The 17,255-nt window shown below is 61.2% G+C and carries 14 protein-coding genes and 1 pseudogene; 7 read left to right on the top strand and 8 right to left on the bottom strand.

All coding sequences use genetic code 11. The features are described 5' to 3' along the window. Nucleotides 1-117: 117 nt before the first annotated feature. Complete coding sequence (locus ACT4ML_RS15970) at nt 118-1,131, bottom strand: NrpR regulatory domain-containing protein (RefSeq protein ID WP_444721753.1); 1,014 nt, start codon at nt 1,129-1,131, stop codon at nt 118-120. 7 nt (nt 1,132-1,138) lie between these two features. Then, a complete protein-coding gene (locus tag ACT4ML_RS15975; RefSeq protein WP_444721754.1) occupies nt 1,139-2,542 on the bottom strand; it encodes an aspartate aminotransferase family protein in 1,404 nt (467 codons plus the stop codon). 867 nt (nt 2,543-3,409) lie between these two features. Here ACT4ML_RS15975 and ACT4ML_RS15980 point away from each other — a divergent pair. Further along, nucleotides 3,410-3,734, top strand: a pseudogene (locus ACT4ML_RS15980) (GlcG/HbpS family heme-binding protein); the annotation flags it as partial. Nucleotides 3,735-4,185: 451 nt separating this feature from the next. Here the strand turns inward: ACT4ML_RS15980 and ACT4ML_RS15985 are convergent. Continuing rightward, entirely contained in the window at nt 4,186-4,962 is a 777-nt protein-coding gene (locus ACT4ML_RS15985; RefSeq protein WP_444721755.1) for an IclR family transcriptional regulator, read from the bottom strand. Between the two features lie 504 nt (nt 4,963-5,466). Continuing rightward, a complete protein-coding gene (locus ACT4ML_RS15990; RefSeq protein ID WP_444721756.1) occupies nt 5,467-7,002 on the bottom strand; it encodes an aldehyde dehydrogenase family protein in 1,536 nt (511 codons plus the stop codon). A 135-nt stretch (nt 7,003-7,137) separates the two neighbouring features. On the opposite strand from ACT4ML_RS15990, the gene ACT4ML_RS15995 reads away from it, so the two are divergent. From ACT4ML_RS15995 to ACT4ML_RS16015, 5 genes are all read left to right on the top strand, one after another. Then, nucleotides 7,138-7,866, top strand: a complete 729-nt coding sequence (locus tag ACT4ML_RS15995; RefSeq protein ID WP_444721757.1) for a helix-turn-helix domain-containing protein — start codon at nt 7,138-7,140, stop codon at nt 7,864-7,866. Between the two features lie 86 nt (nt 7,867-7,952). Beyond that, entirely contained in the window at nt 7,953-8,792 is an 840-nt protein-coding gene (locus ACT4ML_RS16000) for a proline dehydrogenase family protein (protein ID WP_444721758.1), read from the top strand. A 231-nt stretch (nt 8,793-9,023) separates the two neighbouring features. Continuing rightward, nucleotides 9,024-9,170, top strand: coding sequence for a hypothetical protein (locus ACT4ML_RS16005; RefSeq protein WP_273737065.1), 147 nt, complete (start codon nt 9,024-9,026; stop codon nt 9,168-9,170). Beyond that, the gene (locus ACT4ML_RS16010; RefSeq protein WP_444721759.1) at nt 9,160-10,848 is read left to right on the top strand and encodes a sodium/proline symporter; all 1,689 of its coding nucleotides are present in this window, start codon (nt 9,160-9,162) and stop codon (nt 10,846-10,848) included. Before ACT4ML_RS16005 ends, ACT4ML_RS16010 begins: the two co-directional genes overlap by 11 nt. Further along, nucleotides 10,848-11,360, top strand: a complete 513-nt coding sequence (locus ACT4ML_RS16015; RefSeq protein WP_444721760.1) for a hypothetical protein — start codon at nt 10,848-10,850, stop codon at nt 11,358-11,360. The genes ACT4ML_RS16010 and ACT4ML_RS16015 overlap by 1 nt, the downstream gene beginning before the upstream one ends. A gap of 1,271 nt (nt 11,361-12,631) precedes the next feature. On the opposite strand, the gene ACT4ML_RS16020 is transcribed toward ACT4ML_RS16015, so the two are convergent. The 3 genes from ACT4ML_RS16020 to ACT4ML_RS16030 are packed head-to-tail and all read right to left on the bottom strand — an operon-like array spanning nt 12,632 to nt 15,530. Continuing rightward, entirely contained in the window at nt 12,632-13,456 is an 825-nt protein-coding gene (locus ACT4ML_RS16020; protein ID WP_444721761.1) for a polyprenyl synthetase, read from the bottom strand. A 5-nt stretch (nt 13,457-13,461) separates the two neighbouring features. Then, on the bottom strand, nt 13,462-14,934 hold the full coding sequence (locus tag ACT4ML_RS16025; RefSeq protein ID WP_444721762.1) for an MATE family efflux transporter: 1,473 nt from the start codon (nt 14,932-14,934) through the stop codon (nt 13,462-13,464). Further along, nucleotides 14,931-15,530 carry a TetR/AcrR family transcriptional regulator gene (locus ACT4ML_RS16030; RefSeq protein WP_444721763.1) on the bottom strand — a complete coding sequence of 200 codons (600 nt, stop codon included), beginning with the start codon at nt 15,528-15,530 and terminating at the stop codon, nt 14,931-14,933. The genes ACT4ML_RS16025 and ACT4ML_RS16030 overlap by 4 nt, the downstream gene beginning before the upstream one ends. Before the next feature lie 177 nt (nt 15,531-15,707). Here ACT4ML_RS16030 and ACT4ML_RS16035 point away from each other — a divergent pair, with 177 nt between their 5' ends. Next, the gene (locus ACT4ML_RS16035) at nt 15,708-16,307 is read left to right on the top strand and encodes a TetR/AcrR family transcriptional regulator (RefSeq protein ID WP_444721764.1); all 600 of its coding nucleotides are present in this window, start codon (nt 15,708-15,710) and stop codon (nt 16,305-16,307) included. A 110-nt stretch (nt 16,308-16,417) separates the two neighbouring features. Here the strand turns inward: ACT4ML_RS16035 and ACT4ML_RS16040 are convergent, their stop codons facing one another. Beyond that, on the bottom strand, nt 16,418-16,858 hold the full coding sequence (locus tag ACT4ML_RS16040; RefSeq protein ID WP_444721765.1) for a DUF7575 domain-containing protein: 441 nt from the start codon (nt 16,856-16,858) through the stop codon (nt 16,418-16,420). Nucleotides 16,859-17,255: the final 397 nt, after the last annotated feature.

Here is a 17,255-nt window from a genome sequence, read left to right on the forward strand (position 1 = left end):
TTGCCGTCACATAAAAGTTCCCACGAAATCCCGCCTGTTACGTTTATTTTACATCCGAAAGCCACCATATTATGGCTATGTGGCTACCTATCCAAGAAATATGGAAACACTCGTTTATTACTGGCTCGCAGGCGGGGTCAGATCGGAGCGGGGCTGTACCCGTGCGAGTGTTTGCCATTCGAGCGCGATTCCCGACTCGACACAACACGAAATCAGACACTCGGATGCCCCAGCGTACGTGAGTGACGCAAACTTCCAGCCGGGTTCGCCCCACGGAAACGGGCCGTTCTCTCGAGGACGGCGGATATCGAGAACACCGCCCAGTCTCTTTCTGGTCGCCACCGCGAGCTCGTGAGCCGTCTCGTAATGAACGAGCGGAAACTCCCTGTTGTCGGCGACCAGCAGTCCGGTCTCCCCCTCGAGTGCACGCGTAACGTCCGTCTGACGTGCTCTGATCAGCATCGATACCAGGTCCACCGTCGCCCGTTCGTCACCGATGACGTCCGTGAATCGGCGAATCGCACCGCCGTCGATCGCGGGTTCCGGATCGTCGTACGGAACGGACGTGGGATTCTGCTGATATTCGACGACGCCGATGGTGTCCGGATGACTCTCGATTCCGTGCGATAGCAACACGCCGTCGATCGTGACGCTCGATGGAACCGCGACCTCGAGGCGGTCTCCGTCACTGCCGGCGGCCGGTTCGACCGAGGCGACGATCGGTCCGAGCGCCGAGTCGTCGATCGTCGTCAACAGCTCGTCGAGCACCGGCCGCTTCTCGCGTGGAACGGTTACGGTTCCGACGATGATATCGCCCGAATCAGCCGAGGGGTCGTACGTAACGCGGCCGGTTAGGTCGGCGATGCGCTCGCTGACCCGTTCGATCCGACCACTGAGTCCACCGCGCTCGAGTTCCCCGCGGCCGTCTTCGGTCAGTCGACGCCCCTTTCCGCCGGCTTTCTCCGTGAGACCGTCCTCATCCAAATCGGCGAGCGTGTTTCGAACCGTGCGTTCGGTCACCGAGTAGCCGTGTTCGCGAAGGTGCTCCGTGAGGTGGACACTGCCGATCGGTTCGTGTTCCGCCAGGAGGCGGAGGATATCGTACGTCCGTCGATCGGGATCACTCGTCATTACGTGACTACCGCTGTGCCGCGGCTAAATCAGTGGCGAGATCCGCGAAGGCGGCGACGTGATCGTCGATCTCCTCGGCGGAGTGCTGGACGCTGATCGTCCACTGTTGGGAGGCGTCGTGGGGATGCGGAATCACGCCCCTGTTCAGCATGCCGAACCAGTACGCCTCGTGGAACTCCTCGTCGACGGCAGTCCAATCGCGGAACGTCCGAATCGGTTCCTCGGTGAAATAGACCATCCCCTGCGACCCGGCGCTCGCGACCCGCGCCTCGAGATCCTCGTCTTCGATTACGTCTCGATATCCGCCCGCGAGCCGCTCGGCAAGCTCGGTAACGTGGTCGTACGCGTCGGCGGTGAGAATTTCCCGCAGCGTGATACCGACGGCCCGCAATGCCAACGGGTTCCCATTATACGTCCCGTAGTGGGCGGCCCCGGTAGCCACGCCGTCGTCTAGATCGGCCGCGATGTGGTCCATGATATCGCGTCGGCCGCCGAACGCACCGACGGGATACCCGCCCCCGATCGCTTTCGCCAGCGCGACGAGGTCGGGCTGGACGCCGTAGTACTCAGCGCCGCCGCCGGGTGCGAGCTTGACGCCGGTTTTCACCTCGTCGAAGATCAAGACGGTGTTGTATTCGTCGGCGAGTTCCCGCAACCGCTCCAAGAACCCGCCGGTCGGTTCGACGAGTCCGAGGTTCAGACAGGCCGGTTCGACGAGAATCGCGGCAACCTCGCGACCGTGCTCGCGAAGCAACCGCTCCACGCTCGCCGCATCGTTGTACGTCCCCAACAGGACATCGTCCGGGACCGAATCGGGGATCCCTTGCGATTCACTGACGGGGCGGGGATCCGTCTCAGGGCCCGCCCGCTCGATCGGCGGCATCTTGCTCACCAGCGCCGGATCGTGAGCTCCGTGATACGCCCCTTCCATCCGGATGATCTTCTCTCGGCCGGTGTAGGCTCGAGCGAGCCGCGTTGCGTGCATGATCGACTCGGTACCGCTATTGGTAAAGCGGACCTGCTCGATCGCATCCCACCGGTCGATCAGCGGCCGCGCCGCGAATTCGATGAGTTCGTTCGGACGGGTGTAGAGCGTTCCGCGGTCGATCTGATCGATCACGCCCTCCGATAGCTCCGGATGGGTGTGACCGACGAGTTGCGTTCCGTTGTTCAGCGCGAAATCGAGGTATTCGTTCCCGTCGACGTCGTAGAGGGTCGTCCCCTCCGTTCGGTCCGCGTGGACCGGGTACGGATCGTACGCTCGAAACGTGCTACAGACGCCAGCCGGGACGACCTCCGAGAGGTCGTCGGCCATTGCTTCCGAATTCGGCGTCCGTTCTCGGTACCGTTCGTACTCCTTCGATAGTAGTTTCACCGTCGGCGTTCCGTCGATTGGTGTCGAATCGTTCATCACAGACACCGGAAAGTGGTTTCCGGTCTATAGTGCCGAGTTATCACGAACTGGCATAAATGTTTCTGGCGACTTCCGGCATAGGCGAAGAGAAACGAACTTTAGAGGCTGCTACAATACCCATGATCATCTCAAGCCGGATATCCGAATCACCGCTGCAGTAACAACCGTCTCGGAGGGCGGAAACAAAGATCCGCTTTTCTGCGAAGCACGATCGCGACTCGGTAGACGGCACTCGTCGACATCCTCAAGTGAATCCGATCACTGCGGACGAAGCCGAACCCACGGGTGCAGATGTCGATCGCCGAACTGAGTGAACGCGCCGTAACTATTTGGTAATTGATAGAAATTCCAATTCATATTTTGAAGCGGATATCGAATGGCGTTCCGATATCCGAATTTCTCGTCTCGAAATCGGAGCCGCAGCGATGGAACGCAGTACTGGTCAGTGATACCGAATCGACGAACGATGCGGCCATCGACACCGCCTCTTCAGTCGATTTGTTCGGAAATACCGCGATACATACTGTCGTTCGCGGTGAACCGACTCCGATCGACCGGAATACGACGGTTTCGGGGCTATACGGGTGTATAGCCTCTATTTATCGATATCGAGTCGACTCGTGAGTTCGCCGATCACACCTTAACCCGATCGGTTCGCGTCCGTTGACTACCGATCGGATCTCCGGTTCCGCAAGTCCCATTGATAGCAAATAACTCGAAAATACGAGTAGTATCTATATATGGTATTTGTGTCGACTCGAGGATCGCTTCGGCGTGTAGCTAAAGATGAACTTTTCCTCCGCTAATAGATATCCGCCCTATCTGCGGGGAGTATTTCCCCCGCTCGAGAACGGTCTCTCTATGATGGTCAACTCGATCTCCCTCGAAACCGCAAAGGCGGTCATCGACTTGACCGAACGAAAAGCGCGAGCAATCGAGAACCCGATGGTCATCACTATTGCGAACGAGGAAGGGGACCTCATTGCCAAACACCACATGGACGGTGCGTGGCTCGCATCGGTCAACATCTCTCGAACAAGGCGTATACTGCCACGGCACTGGAAACGAGTACCGCCGAACTCGAAGAACCCACCCGGCCCGGGGCTCCCTCTACGGTCTGCAGACGACGGACGACAATCGCATCGTTGTCCTCGGTAGCGGCTACCTGTTAGAACGCGGCGGGACCATCCATATATGGACTTGTCTCCGGAATATTCTAGTAGCCAGACAAGAGCGACACTCGTCGATTCGATTCACCGACTCATCAACCAAATCTCGGATGTCAATGGTATCTATTCACACAGTCGATTGTAGCTCGAATCGAGACTCCGTAATTCGAACTCATATTACTTTTGAATAGTATTCAAAACAGACTGATCGGCACGATCAATGGTATCTGTGTCTAGCTGGCCCGGTGATGTCGTTCCCTCGAGAACGTACTGTGGGTACCGCCGCTTCATCACGCTCGCCGAGCGAGTTTCCGAACAGGTAAGCCGACACCCACTCACTCATAGCTCACTTCTTCGGTCGGTCCGACTATCCGTTCTTTATGGGACTTCCCGTCTGCTGGTCTGCATTGAGACGATACTGCGTACCGTTCCCTAGAGAAGGGATTACACACGTATGCGTGTAAGATCAAATCAGAAGAGGGCCGCCTCGAGCGCGTCGATCTCGTCTCCCAGCAGTTGTGCGATCTCCTCGGTCGTCGACTCGTCGACGGCCATCCGATACGTCGGGCCGCCGATGGAGAACGCGCCGACCACCTCGCCGTCGGGGCTCGTTACCGACGCGCCGATGGATCGATAGCCATCGATCAGTTCCTCGTCGTTCGTCGCGTACCCGCGGTCGCGGATCGCCTCGAGTTCGTCGAACAGGGCCGATTCCTCGGTGATGGTGTGATCGGTCGTGGCCGGGAGACCCCACCGATCGATGATTTCCCGAACGCGCGATTCGGGCATCGATGCTAACATGGCTTTTCCCGACGCGCAGTTGTGCATATGGAAGCGATTTCCCGCACGGAAGGGGCTCGATTCCGGCAGCCCCCCGCGAGAGGACTCACCGATCGCGTACTCGAGGGAGTACGCGCGGCCGTTCTCTTCGACGATGAAGTCGGCTTCGTTTCCCGTCTGTTCGGCGAGGGCGTAGACGCGCTGTCGGGCCGTCGTGTACAGTGGATGCCGGGTACGCGCGTGCTCGCCGAACGGGAGAAACTGGAGCCCGACGTGGTAGGTATCGCCGTCGCGGACGAGGAATCCCTCGTCGACCAACGTGTGGAGGTGGTTGTGGACGGTGCTCTTTGCCATCTCGAGGCGATCGGCCAACTCGCTCAGCGTTGCGCCGTCGCTGTCGTGGACCGCGCGAACGAGCGCGATCGACGCTTTCGTCGTCTTGACCGGGCGAGGGCGATCGTCCGTCATGCTTCGAGTCGTCGTCCCACCCGTGTATAAGCGTTCGGAATGTGTGAACAGGGCTGAACGGGTCGTGATGGGGATTGTCGGTTGATATTTCGTTTCACAGTCCGAAGAATATTGTAGGCACTATCACATTAGATTTTATACTACTGGGCGTGTATTGGTAGTGCTTCTGCCCGGATGTCAATAGCAATTGATCGCGGGACCTCCCGGTCGGTTCGACGTTCGGAATGCGTGAACTCTCCACGTGGTTTGCTAATTGCATTGATCGGTCGAAGGTGTGTCGTGCGGTAACGGACCTCTTTAGATAGTTCGTTCACGCATGTGGAACGCCGATCCCGCGGCCGCTACCGCGATGGACCGACGGCGATCGGTTCTACAGGCGGTTTGGCGTCGATCGAATCGGTCGCCGATCGGCGCTAATCGGCACCACAGCGACCGGTCCAGCCACAGCGCCGGCACCAGTCGCCCGAGACGCGGACACCTCGCCCGCAGAGGGGACAGGTCGTCTCAGTCATCGTCGGTCGTGATATCCGCGGACAGTCCCTGTGCCATTTCGATGTCGTTCGAGTTGTTCAGCGTCCACGCGGTTCGTTCGGTGACGGCTTCGATCACTTCGCGGCCGCTCGGGTAGCCGTTGCCGGACTTCTTGACGCCGCCGAACGGCAGGTGAACTTCCGCGCCGATACACGGCAGGTTGCCGTACGCGAGTCCGACCTCGGCGTTGTCCCGGTAGTAGTTGATCTCGCGGTAATCCTCGGAAATGATCGCACCCGCGAGCCCGTACTCGGTGTCGTTGTGAATCTCGACGGCGTCCTCGATGTCACCCGAGTACTCCATGAGCGCGACGTGGGGGCCGAAGACCTCCTCCTGCGTACAGCGGAGGTCCGCCTCGTGGTCGGCTTCGTAGACGAACGGGCCGACCCAGTGGCCGTCCTCGTGCCCCTCTGGAATCTCGTCGTCGGCCAGTTCGTCGCGGTCGACGAGCACGTTGACGTCCTCGCTGCGAGCGAGTTCATTGTACTCGAGGACCTTCTCTTTGTGCTCGCCCTCGACGAGCGGGCCCATGAAGGTGTCTTCGGCGAGCGGGTCGTCGACGGCGACGTTCGCGGCGATATCGACGAATCGCTCTTTGAACTCGTCGTAGACGTCCTCGTGGACGATCAGGCGTTCGGCGGAGACACAGCGCTGGCCGGTCGTCTTGAACGAACTCATCACAGCCGAGTGGACGGCCGTGTCGAGGTCGGCGTCGGCGGTGACGACGACGGCGTTCTTGCCGCCCATCTCGCAGGCCGCGAGTTTGCCGGGCTGTTCGGCGACGGTCCGGCCGACCTGCTGGCCGACCTCTGCCGAGCCGGTAAAGAGGACGGTGTCGACGCGTTCGTCCTCGACGATGGCCTCGCCGGCGTCGCCGAAGCCCTGAACCATGTTGAAGACGCCGTCCGGAATGCCGCTCTCCTCGAACATTTCGGCGACGATCTGGGCACACCACGGCGTCTGTTCGGCGGGCTTCCAGACGACGGTGTTGCCCTCGACCAGCGAGACGGCCATGTGCCAGAACGGGATCGCGACGGGGAAGTTCCACGGCGTGATACAGCCGATGACGCCGCGGGGCTTGCGCCGCATGTACGCGTCCTTGCTCCCGATTTCGGACGGAACGACGTCCCCGTGTGGGTGCCGGGCGTTCCCGGCTGCCCACTCGACCATGTGTGCGGCCTCGACGACGTCGGCTCGCCCTTCGGAGATCTCCTTCCCACACTCCTTGGTGACGATTTCGCCGAGTTCGTCCGTCCGGTCACGGAGTTCCTGATAGATGTCCCAGAGGTACTCCGCGCGGTCGATATGGGACAGTTCTTCCCACTCGTCTTGGACGCGTTCTGCGGACTCGAGCGCCGCGTCGACGTCGGCCTCGGTTCCGCGGTGGAAGGTCCGCAGCGTTTCGCCGGTTGCAGGGTTCTCGCTCTCGAACGTCTCGTCGCCCTCGCCGTCGGTCCACTCGCCGTCGATGTAGTGACGGTTAGGCTGGGCTGTCGTCTGCTGGCTCATACCGTATCAGTCACGGATCGTCAGGGAATAACCACGGCCTCCCATGGTCGGGACCGACTCGAGCGGTTGTCACGCGGTGTCTCTATTCAGTATGTTTATGTTGCTCACACCGAAACGGACGAGCAGAGCCGACACATGAGCAGCACGAGTTCTACGGCGACGGCGACAGGGGCGGACGGCACGCGACTCGCGCTCGAGATCTGGCATCCCGACTGCTGGGGGTTGCAGGCGACCGAGGCGGTCGACGCCGGACTGCTCGTCCACACCGTCCACCGAACCGTCGAGGACACGGTCAAGGGCCACTTCACCGTCTACGCGGACACGACCGCGCAACTCGACGAGTTCGTCGAATTCGCGAACGAGTCGCCGCTGACACACTCGACCGTCGAACTCGGCCAGCGCCCGACCAGCGCGGCACCGGACCCCGGAAACGCGACCCGCGAACTCTTCGTCGAGTACGAGCCGGAACACAGTATCAGCGACACGCTCGTCTCGCACGGATTCATCCACGACGCGTCGGTTCGCGTCGAACGAGGGCTCGAGCACTGGCCGGTCTTCGTCGCCGACGGCCGCGCCGAGATTCAGAGCCGACTCGAGACCATCCGGGCCGAGACAGACGCCGAGATCTCCATCAGCAAGATCGCCTCGCCGGCGGGCGACTCGTCGGGAACGCCGGATCGACTCGATCGGCTGACGCCCCGCCAACGGGACGCGTTCGAACTCGCCTGCGAGCATAACTACTATGCGTGGCCGCGCGAGATCGACACGCGCGAACTCGCGGACGAACTCGGCGTCTCGAAGACGACGCTGCTCGAGCATCTCCGGAAAGCCGAGGCGAAATTGCTCAACCCGGACGAGTCCTGATCGACCCCGATATTAATTCCTGCCCCTGGAGTCTGAATCTTTTGGTCGGGTATCGATTTAGGGAGCTTGCGTGCCACCGACACGGTATGATCCCCCCGATCGCGAGCCGATTCGTCGCCGGAACGACCGTGTCCGGCACGCTGGATCACGTCTCCGATTGTAACGAGTCGGGGATGGGTGGCATCGTCAACCTCCTCGGCGAACACTATCACGACCGCGAGCCCGCGGACGAGGACGCGGATGAGTACTGCCGTCTCGTTTCCGAACTGGCCGCTCGCGACCTGAACGGGTCCGTCTCGGTCAAACCGTCCCAGATCGGGATCGACGTCGGCCCCGAGGTCTTCACGGAGAACTTCGAACGGATCGTCGACGTCGCGGCCGACGAAGACGTCTTCGTCTGGTGTGACATGGAAGATCACACGACGACCGACACGACCTTAGACGCCGTCGAATCGACGGCCCAGGACCATCCCCACGGCGTCGGCGTCGCCATTCAGGCGAACCTCAAACGCACGGGCGACGACCTGCGTCGCCTCGCCGACGTTCCCGCGGCAGTCCGACTGGTTAAAGGTGCCTACGACGAACCGTCCTCGGTCGCCTACGACCGGAAAGAAGACGTCAACGAGGCGTACCGCGAGCACCTCGAGTTCCTGTTCCGGGAGTTCGATGGGGGCATCGCGGTCGGAAGCCACGATCTGTCGATGCTCGAGACTGCGATCGACCTTCACAAGGAACACGACACGCCCTTCGAGATCCAGATGCTCATGGGCGTTCGCGAGGACGCCCAGCGCGACCTCGCCGCGAAGGGCTACGAAGTCAATCAGTACGTCCCCTACGGTGACAAGTGGATGCAGTACTTCTACCGTCGGATCCGCGAGCGAAAGGAAAACGCCTTGTTCGCGCTTCGGGCCGTCGTCGGCGTCTGATCACCCGGTATTCCCCATCGCGCCCGGGACGCGTTCTTCGGTTCCTACTCGAGACACGCTTCACGAGAGTTTCCCGGCTCGACGGCAGCATCTCGTGGGCTCCACGATCGATCGCTGACACCGGACTCACTGCGGGGCGACAGCGGCGCCACTTTCCTCGGAGGACTACTCCACCATCAAAAAAAGGGCAAATTCGGTACGTTTATGTGTGGGTGGTAAGCACACACCTGTATGCCTGAGAGTGGTTCGGTCGAATTGGTCTGGTTATTCGGACCGTTCGCCGTGTACCTAGTCATGCTCGGCGTGTACTACGTTTGGGAAGGGAAACGAGAGGAACAACTCCGGCAGCGATACGAGGAGGCAGAGCATGGCCAGTGAGGGACTGGCCGGCTCGGCCGGCGTCTGGGTGCTTGGGACCTTCGGGGTGTATCTCCTCGTCCTCCTCGGGATCGGGTTGTACTCCTCCCGGCTCATGGACTCCGTCGACGACTACGTCATCGGCGGGCGCAGCATCGGCCCGGTCGTCACGGGCTTCTCCGAACGCGCCTCCGAGATGAGCGGGTGGCTCACGCTCGGTGTCCCGAGCGACGCGTTCGGGACCGGTGTGATGGCGTTCTACAACGGGCTCGGGATGATTCCGGCCGACCTGTTCGCGTGGGCCGGGCTCGCAAAGCGTCTCCGGAAGTACACGGAAATCGTGAAAGCGGTCACGTTGCCGACCTTCTTCGAGACGCGCCTGCAGGACGACACCGGCTACGTCAAAGGCGTCTCCGCGTTCGTCCTGATGCTCTTCGAGGGCGGCTACGTGGGCGCACAGATCGTCGCCGCCGGGACGCTGCTCGAGGTTCTCACCGGCGTCTCGTCGGTGGTCGGAATCCTCGTCGGCGGCGTCATCGTCGTCGGCTACACCATGCTCGGCGGCTACTTCGCCGTCGCGTGGTCGGACTACGTGCAGGGTGCGATCATCCTGGCCGCGTTCATCGTCCTGCCGGTCATCGCGTTTACCAACTACGGGCTTCCGTTCGGGGAACTCGCATCCGTCGGGAGTTCCTACACCAGCGTCACGGCCGGCATGACCGGCTGGGCAGCGATCTTCGGCATCATCAGTTACGCGGCCATCGGACTCGGTATCCCCGGGAACCCGCACGTGATGGTCCGATTCATGGGGATCGACGAGGTGAAGAACATCCGCCTCGCCGCGCTCGTCGCTCAGCTGTTCATGTTCGTCGCCTACATCGGGGCCGGCTTCGTCGGGCTGTACACGCTGGTCGTCTTCGGCCAGAGCGGCATCGAGGACCCGAACAACGTCATGCCGATGCTCACGCTCGAGTTCTTCCCCGGTGCGATCGCGGGGATCATCCTGGCGGCCGCACTCGCCGCGATGATGTCCAGTGCCGACTCGCAGTTGCTCGTCGCGACCAGCGCCATCGTCGAGGACGTCTACCACGGCTACATTAACCCCGACGCGGGTCAGGAGACGCTGGTTCGGTACTCCCAGTACGTCACGCTCGCACTCGGCGCGGCGAGCGTCGCCTTCGCCTTCCTCGCACAGAACACGCCGATCTACACGCTCGTCCTCGACTACGCGTGGGGCGGACTCGGAGCGGCCATCGGGCCGACGCTCATCGCTGCGCTGTGGTGGAAGCGGGTCACCGCGACGGGCTCCGTCGCGAGTATGATCGTCGGGACGACGACGATGATCCTGTGGACCCAGCTCTCGACCGTCCTCGAACTGCTCGGACTCATGGGGGCGATCGACGGCTCGCCGTTCCTCACGGGGCTGGTTGGAGTCTACGGGCTCTTCCCCGCGTTCATCCTCTCGACGGCGACGCTCATCGTCGTCTCGCTGGTGACGACGCCGCCGGAAGGCGTCGACGACCACTTCGAGTCGTTCGACAAGCCGCTCTCGGCGCTCTCGAGCAGCGACGATCCGACCGGGACGCCCGACTACGTGACCGACGGCGGTCGCGATGTCGATCCGAAGGCCGTCACGGAAACGGATACCATTCGCGCACACGTCGAAGAGAGCGACTACTGGGAATCGGGTGAGGAATAGTGAGCGACACGCGTCGACAGCGGGCCGAGGCCGCCGACATCACGGGGCGGACCCAAGAGCGTGCGAACCTGACCGTCATCGAACCGACGGTGGCACGCGAGGACGTCGACTCGACCGGCCGCGTCGGCGTGGTCGCGTATCCGTACCGCGTCTACGACGCAGTCGTAACGGTCGACCGGCCGATAATCGCGGATCGAGACCTCGAGTACGTCGTCAGCGTCGACCGCGCCCGGCGGCTCGCCGTGCGGGCCGACGTGGTCCCCGAGACCGTCTCGAGAACGGTCGACGACGTCCTCGTCGTTCCGTCCGAACTCACCGACGAGCAGGTCCTCGAGAAGGCCGAGAACGCGCTGTTCAAGTGGACGCTCCGGAAGATCGCCGTCGGTTCCGCGCCGGACGTGCGATTCGAGCAGTCGGTCGACGCCCACAAACTGTTCTGGATCGCGTCCCGACCCGACGGCGACGTGATCATCGACAGCGTCCGTGGCACCGAGTCACCGTTAGACGACTGAGGCATCTCGGACGGCAACGGGCGCTGTTCGGAGCAGATCGAACCCGAGCGACAGAGTCTCAGTCTCACCGTCAGTCGGCAGCGACCGCCGGCTTGAGACACCCGTTTCGATCGGACTTTCGGCAGTGATATTCTCGAGGCAATTGATCGTCCGCTTCCCACAATATCGCATAGGTACCAGATTCCTATACTAGTCGGGTATCAGAGATGTAGGGGTCGATCTGCTGAGATCGATGATTCGGTGACCCGCTGCGCTGATGGCCGCTAGTGGTTACACATCGCTGCCGATCCCCAGCGCAACTGATCACTGTATATATCCCCGCTCGGCGTCATTGTCGTTTTCACTCGATGATTCTGTGAACGGTCACGGCGGAGTGGAACATCGAACCGGTATGTTTCACATCGGTTCAGTTCCGGAACTCTCTGCTTTCGATCGTCGCCATCGGTTTCGATTTCGGTTTGCAAAACGTGGATATCAGGATACGGTAGAAAGGTATTATTTATTATTCTTATTCTATCTCTCTATTTAGATATACTTCAGAAACTCTCCGTTAGAACGTGTGTCCCGCAGGATGGTCCGCCCGGTGATGGCTCGGTGCTGTGAGTGCCGTCCGGTTCGTTCTGTAAAAATTGAAATAGATCTGGATGCTGTACCTGTTTGCAGAAGCCTATTTTAATATTGCGATAAACTCTGGCAAAAATGCCCTCTGTTTTCAAGCGTACACGCGGAAAGGCATGCGTATAAGATCTGATGATTGTACTGTAGCGCTATATGTCGAGGCGATACGATAGCCAACCGGACCCCGTGTCGAAGTTCACCCTCTTGGACGGTCGAAACGCAGTCTACATCTCTCGAGAGCGGAAGCACTTTTCGAACTTGCACAACGGCTATCCGTTGGCGGAAAGCTTCTTGGACGATCTCAAGAACGACGATATCGCCGCGATCGTTATCGACAGCAGCGATGGTGTCAACGTATTCGACCGACAGCAATATCAGCGATGCGACCGACTCGGCCACGCTCCGTATCCGCTGAAGCGAGTCGTCGCGATCGATGACGCCGAGTCTCGACTGGCCGGAGACGCGAACGATACTGTGGATCGACTTTCGGACTGGGAGTGGCTCACCGAGACGGATCTTCGCTCGAGGAGCGAGCAGTCAGGAACGGTCTGATTTCGCAGTCAGAGTGGTGTTGAACGGTCTCGTCTCGGTATCTGGCTGCTCGAGACTGAACGAATTATACGGCTCCGATACCGACGAAGCCGGGCTCGAGATCAGTCCCGACACCGCGCCGGTAGGCGGTCCGGCGCGGCCTCCCTGACGAACGCGCGCAGGGGGTCGATGTCGGCGACGGGCGACAGGTCGTCGAGTGCTCGGTCGACTTCGTTCAGACGCCGTGTCGCGTGCCGCCGGAGTTGTCGTGTAGCGGGCGACGAACTCGAATCGGTCCGGGGAGCGCCGGTGTCGGACGCGAGGATGGCCCGTATCCGGCTGACTGTTCCGAACCCGCGGCCCACTGTCGCGACGTGTTCTCTGTGCGGTTCCTCGATGTCCGCAAGCGTCGCGCCCAGAAGGGCCGCGCCGCGACCGAGTGCGCCCGCCGTCCCGTCGATAACCGAACAGTGATCGGTCGTCTCCGGCGTCGCCCGGGGCTCGGTACTCCCCAGCGCCTCGATAATCGCCGCTGAGACGGACGCGAGTATTTCGAAACACTCACCGACGCGCTCGTCGTCGAGGGTTCCGAGCGTCGAGTACGCGGTCGTATAGAGGTAATCGGAGGCCAACAGTGCGGTCGTCACGTCCCACTGTACCAGGGCGGTGTTCTCAGCGTCGAGTTGAGAGAGCAGTTGCTCCCGAAGCCGACTGTACCCGCGGAACAGTTCGATCGACGTCGCTGCGGGAAGGACGGTGGATCGATCCGGCGTCTCCGCAATCGAGTCGTGAGACAGCGCCACCAGTTGTCCGTATCGCCTGTCGTCGCGTTCCGTAACGGTCGCCCGAACGGGAGCCGAACAGTGACTCTCCACGCGTCCGAGCGCTTCCTCGAGCCGGCGGTCGATTTCGAGTCGCCGTTCGGATCGTGTACTGTCCTGAGCCATTGGTGTTAGTCGTCGGTTGCCGAAACTTCGACGCCGGTATCTTCGATGTCGACCGCTGATTCGGTCAGATCGCCCTCCCGCCACGTGCCTCGCTGGTACCACGCGTAGGCGATCACCGCGCCGGCGACGTTAGAGACGGCGAACGAAAGCCAGATGCCCGTCTCGCCGATCGAACCCGCGGACACCCACGCGATCGGGAAGCGGATAACGCCGAGCATCAGCACGGAGATCGCCGCTGCAGTAAGCGTCTTTCCGGCGCCGCGGAAGCTCCCCGTGTAGGCTCGCATGATCCCGATGAATCCGAACGTCAACGCGACGTAGCGCAGGAACGTCGCGGAGATATCGACGACCGCGGGATCGGTCGTAAACACGTCCGCGATCGGCGCGGCGAGGAACCAGACGAGAACGCCTGCCCCGGTGAGAATGCCGAAGAGGATCTTGGATGCGAGCGCCGCTGCCTGTTCCGCTCGCTCGGGTTTGTTCGCGCCGATGTTCTGCCCGGTCATCGTCTCGACGCCGCGAGCGACCGCGATCGCGGGGAGGAAGACGACCGAGAAGACGCGCGTCCCGATCCCGTACGCGGCGACGACCGTGTCCGGAAAGAGCGCGACGATGAACAACAGCAAGTTCATCGACAGCGCCCGACCCGTTCCCTCGATAGAGGCGGGGACGCCGATCCGAGCGAGGCGGCGGAGATAGGTGAGGTTCGGCACCATATCCCGGAGGTTGATCTCGACGCCGCGATTGCCACGGAACATGATCGCGAGGCCGACGACCAGCGCCAGCGCACGCGAGAACACCGTCGCGATCGCCGCGCCTTCGATTCCGAGTTCGGGAAAGCTGACCGTGCCCACGAGCGGTGCGTTCTCGACGACCGTCCAACCGAAGATCAGGAACGGGTCGATGACGATATTGAGAACCACCGAGCCGAACATGACCAGCATCGGCGTGATCGTGTCGCCGTAGCCGCGCATGAGCGCGATGAAGACCGCGAACCCGAACATGAACAGCAGTCCCAGCGAGATGACCTCCATGTAGCTCGTCGCCATCGGCAACACGCTGTCGGAGGCACCCATGAGTCCGAGGAACTCCTCGACGAGGAAGTAGCCGACGACCCCGAGGACGATCGACGCGATGCCGGCGAAGACCACCGTCTGTGAGGCGGCGTATTCGGCTTCCCGTTCTTCCCCGGCACCGGTGTACTGGGCGACGAGGACGCTGCCGGCGACCGAAATGCCCATCCCGAGCGAGATGAGGAGGAACACCATCGGGAACGCAAAGCTGATCGCCGCCAGTGCGTCGGTACTGTACTGGCCCAGCCAGAACGTATCCGCGAGGTTGTACGCCGTCTGGAAGAGGTTCGTGACGACGATCGGCATCGACAGGAAAAAGAGCGGTTTCCCGATATCGCCGGCCGTGAGGTCGAACTCCTCGCGCCCCTTGAACAGGGAGCTGATACGGCTGCGGCTATCGCTCACTGTCTCCCCTCCACTGTCATCTCGGTCAGCAGATTCGTCTCGATATCTCCGGTCATCATCTCGGAGGGTTGCTCCGTCGAGTAGTCGACTGCGACTCGTCGCGTCTGTGCGCCCGTGATCGTCGTAATGAGTGATTCGGCCGCAACGGACGGATCGATACGGTCGGTGAACTCACCCCGACTGACACCAGCCTCGATTATCTCCTCCAATCGTTCGAAGAGAACCGCGTCGAATTCGACGAGTCGGTCCTGAATCTCCTCGTTGTAGGGTGCCTGTGCCTTCAGCTCGAGCATTGCCGTTCGAAACTCCGTCCCGGAGATCTCTCCGGTATCGGTGACCAACAACTCGAGCAGCGAGCGGAGCTGTTTTCGGGGCGTTTCACCGGCAGCAGCCTCGATATGGGCGGTATACCGATCGTAGAGGGACTCGAGGCACGCGACGAACAGATCGTCTTTGCTGTCGTAGTGGTAATGTATCGATGCTTTACTCATCGCTGATTCGGCGGCGATATCCTGCACCGTGAGTTCGGCGTACCCGTGCTTACAGAGGGCCTGATACGTTGCGTCTAGTATCTCGGTAGTCGGGTCGTCATTCATGCGGTCGATACTGGACTTACTGACTAGTTAGTCAAAAACCTTGGGGAAGATACCAGGACGCTCTCCGAGACGTCTCGAGCGCTTCTCCGTTGACTCCGAACTGATCAGTCGATAATATCCTGCGTGATCCCGAGCAGGTCACAACTATTATCCGACCCACAACGAACGTAGTGTACAATGGCTGATTCGCCGGAACGGCCCGTCTCGGATCCGAACGAAGCGATCATGCGCGCGACCTATCAGGCGCTTCGGAAACACGGGTACGCTGCGCTCACGATCAAACGGATCGCCGACGAGTACGGCAAATCGACCGCCGCGATTCACTACCACTACGAGACGAAAGACGACCTCCTCGCGGCGTTTCTGGACCATCTCCTCGATCGATTTCAGGAAACGATTCACGAGGTCGAAACGACCGATCCGGAACACCGACTAGAGCACCTGCTCGACAAACTGCTGGTCGACCCGGAGGACCATCACGACCTATTGATCGCGATGTTAGAGATGCGGAGTCAGGCACCGTACAACGACGCGTTCAGCGAGCGCTTCCAGCAGAACGACGAGTACATCCGATACATGCTCAGTACGGTGATCGAGCAGGGAATCAAGGCGGGCGTCTTCACCGACGTCGACGCCGACCACGTCTCGCGGGCGCTCATGACGATCGTCGACGGGGCTCGAACTCGAGAAGTCGTCTTGGACGAGGGGGATGCACTCGCAACGGCGAGACGGACCGCCGACGAGTACGTCACTGCCGTCTTGATGCGTGACGCGTGACCTCTCTGCTCACTGTTGGCGCTGTTCGCTCCTCACGGAGTATCGATAGCGATGCCAGAAACGCGACCCTGCGCTGCGAGACGGATCTCGGTGTCTAATCGAACGGTTCGTCAGCGCTCCTCGTCTGCCGCGTCCGGACGATCGCGGTCGATACCTTCGACCGGGTTCGTACACCAGTGACAGAACTCGAGGTCCGGATCGAGTTCGTTTCCGCAGTGTGGACAGGCGACCGAGTCCGTATCGGAGCCGTCGACCGAGTCGGCGACAGCACCGTCGGTTTGCATCCGAGCGAGAAGATACGCGTCGACGATACTGAGACCGACGACGAAAAACATCGGCGCGATAGCGACCAGCGTCTCGAGGCCCCAGCTGCCGGCGACGAACGCGTCGAACGCGGCCGGGTCGACGAACAGCGCGGTCGTCACGAAGGAAGCGGCGAGCCATCCGACTGCGCGACGCCACCGCCGGAGGTAGAGGTGGCCGAGCCCGGTCGCGAGTGCTGCGAGCAGCGCTACGAGCCACGGTCGTTTCTGCGATAGTGACTGGCCCATGTACTAACTAACCAGTCAGTCAGCCATAAGTCTTGCTCTCCGTCTCGTCCGGAAGACGCTGCTCACGTGAGGACTATTCCGTACGAACGGCCGACGAACGTGGCCGAGACCCAGCACTCAGCGTGTTGAACTGCGCGTATCGTCCTTCTTACTGATTAGCCTAACTGGTTAGTCTAACCAAGAATTCCATAATTCGGCTGGCGTCGATCGATCGTACCACTAGCGACAAAACGGACAGCTGTTCGCTCGTGTTCGATCTCTCGGCGTTCGGACGGCGATGATCAGCGTCGTATATCGCCCTCGAGCCAGGCCCGGGAAGCACCTAGTGGGATGACGCTTCGTCGTGCGATCGAGATCGGATACAGCCCGCGATACCGGTCGGAACCGGTAGCGGGAC

The sequence above is a fragment of the Natrinema sp. LN54 genome (assembly GCF_052439245.1).
GTDB lineage: Archaea > Halobacteriota > Halobacteria > Halobacteriales > Natrialbaceae > Natrinema > Natrinema versiforme_A.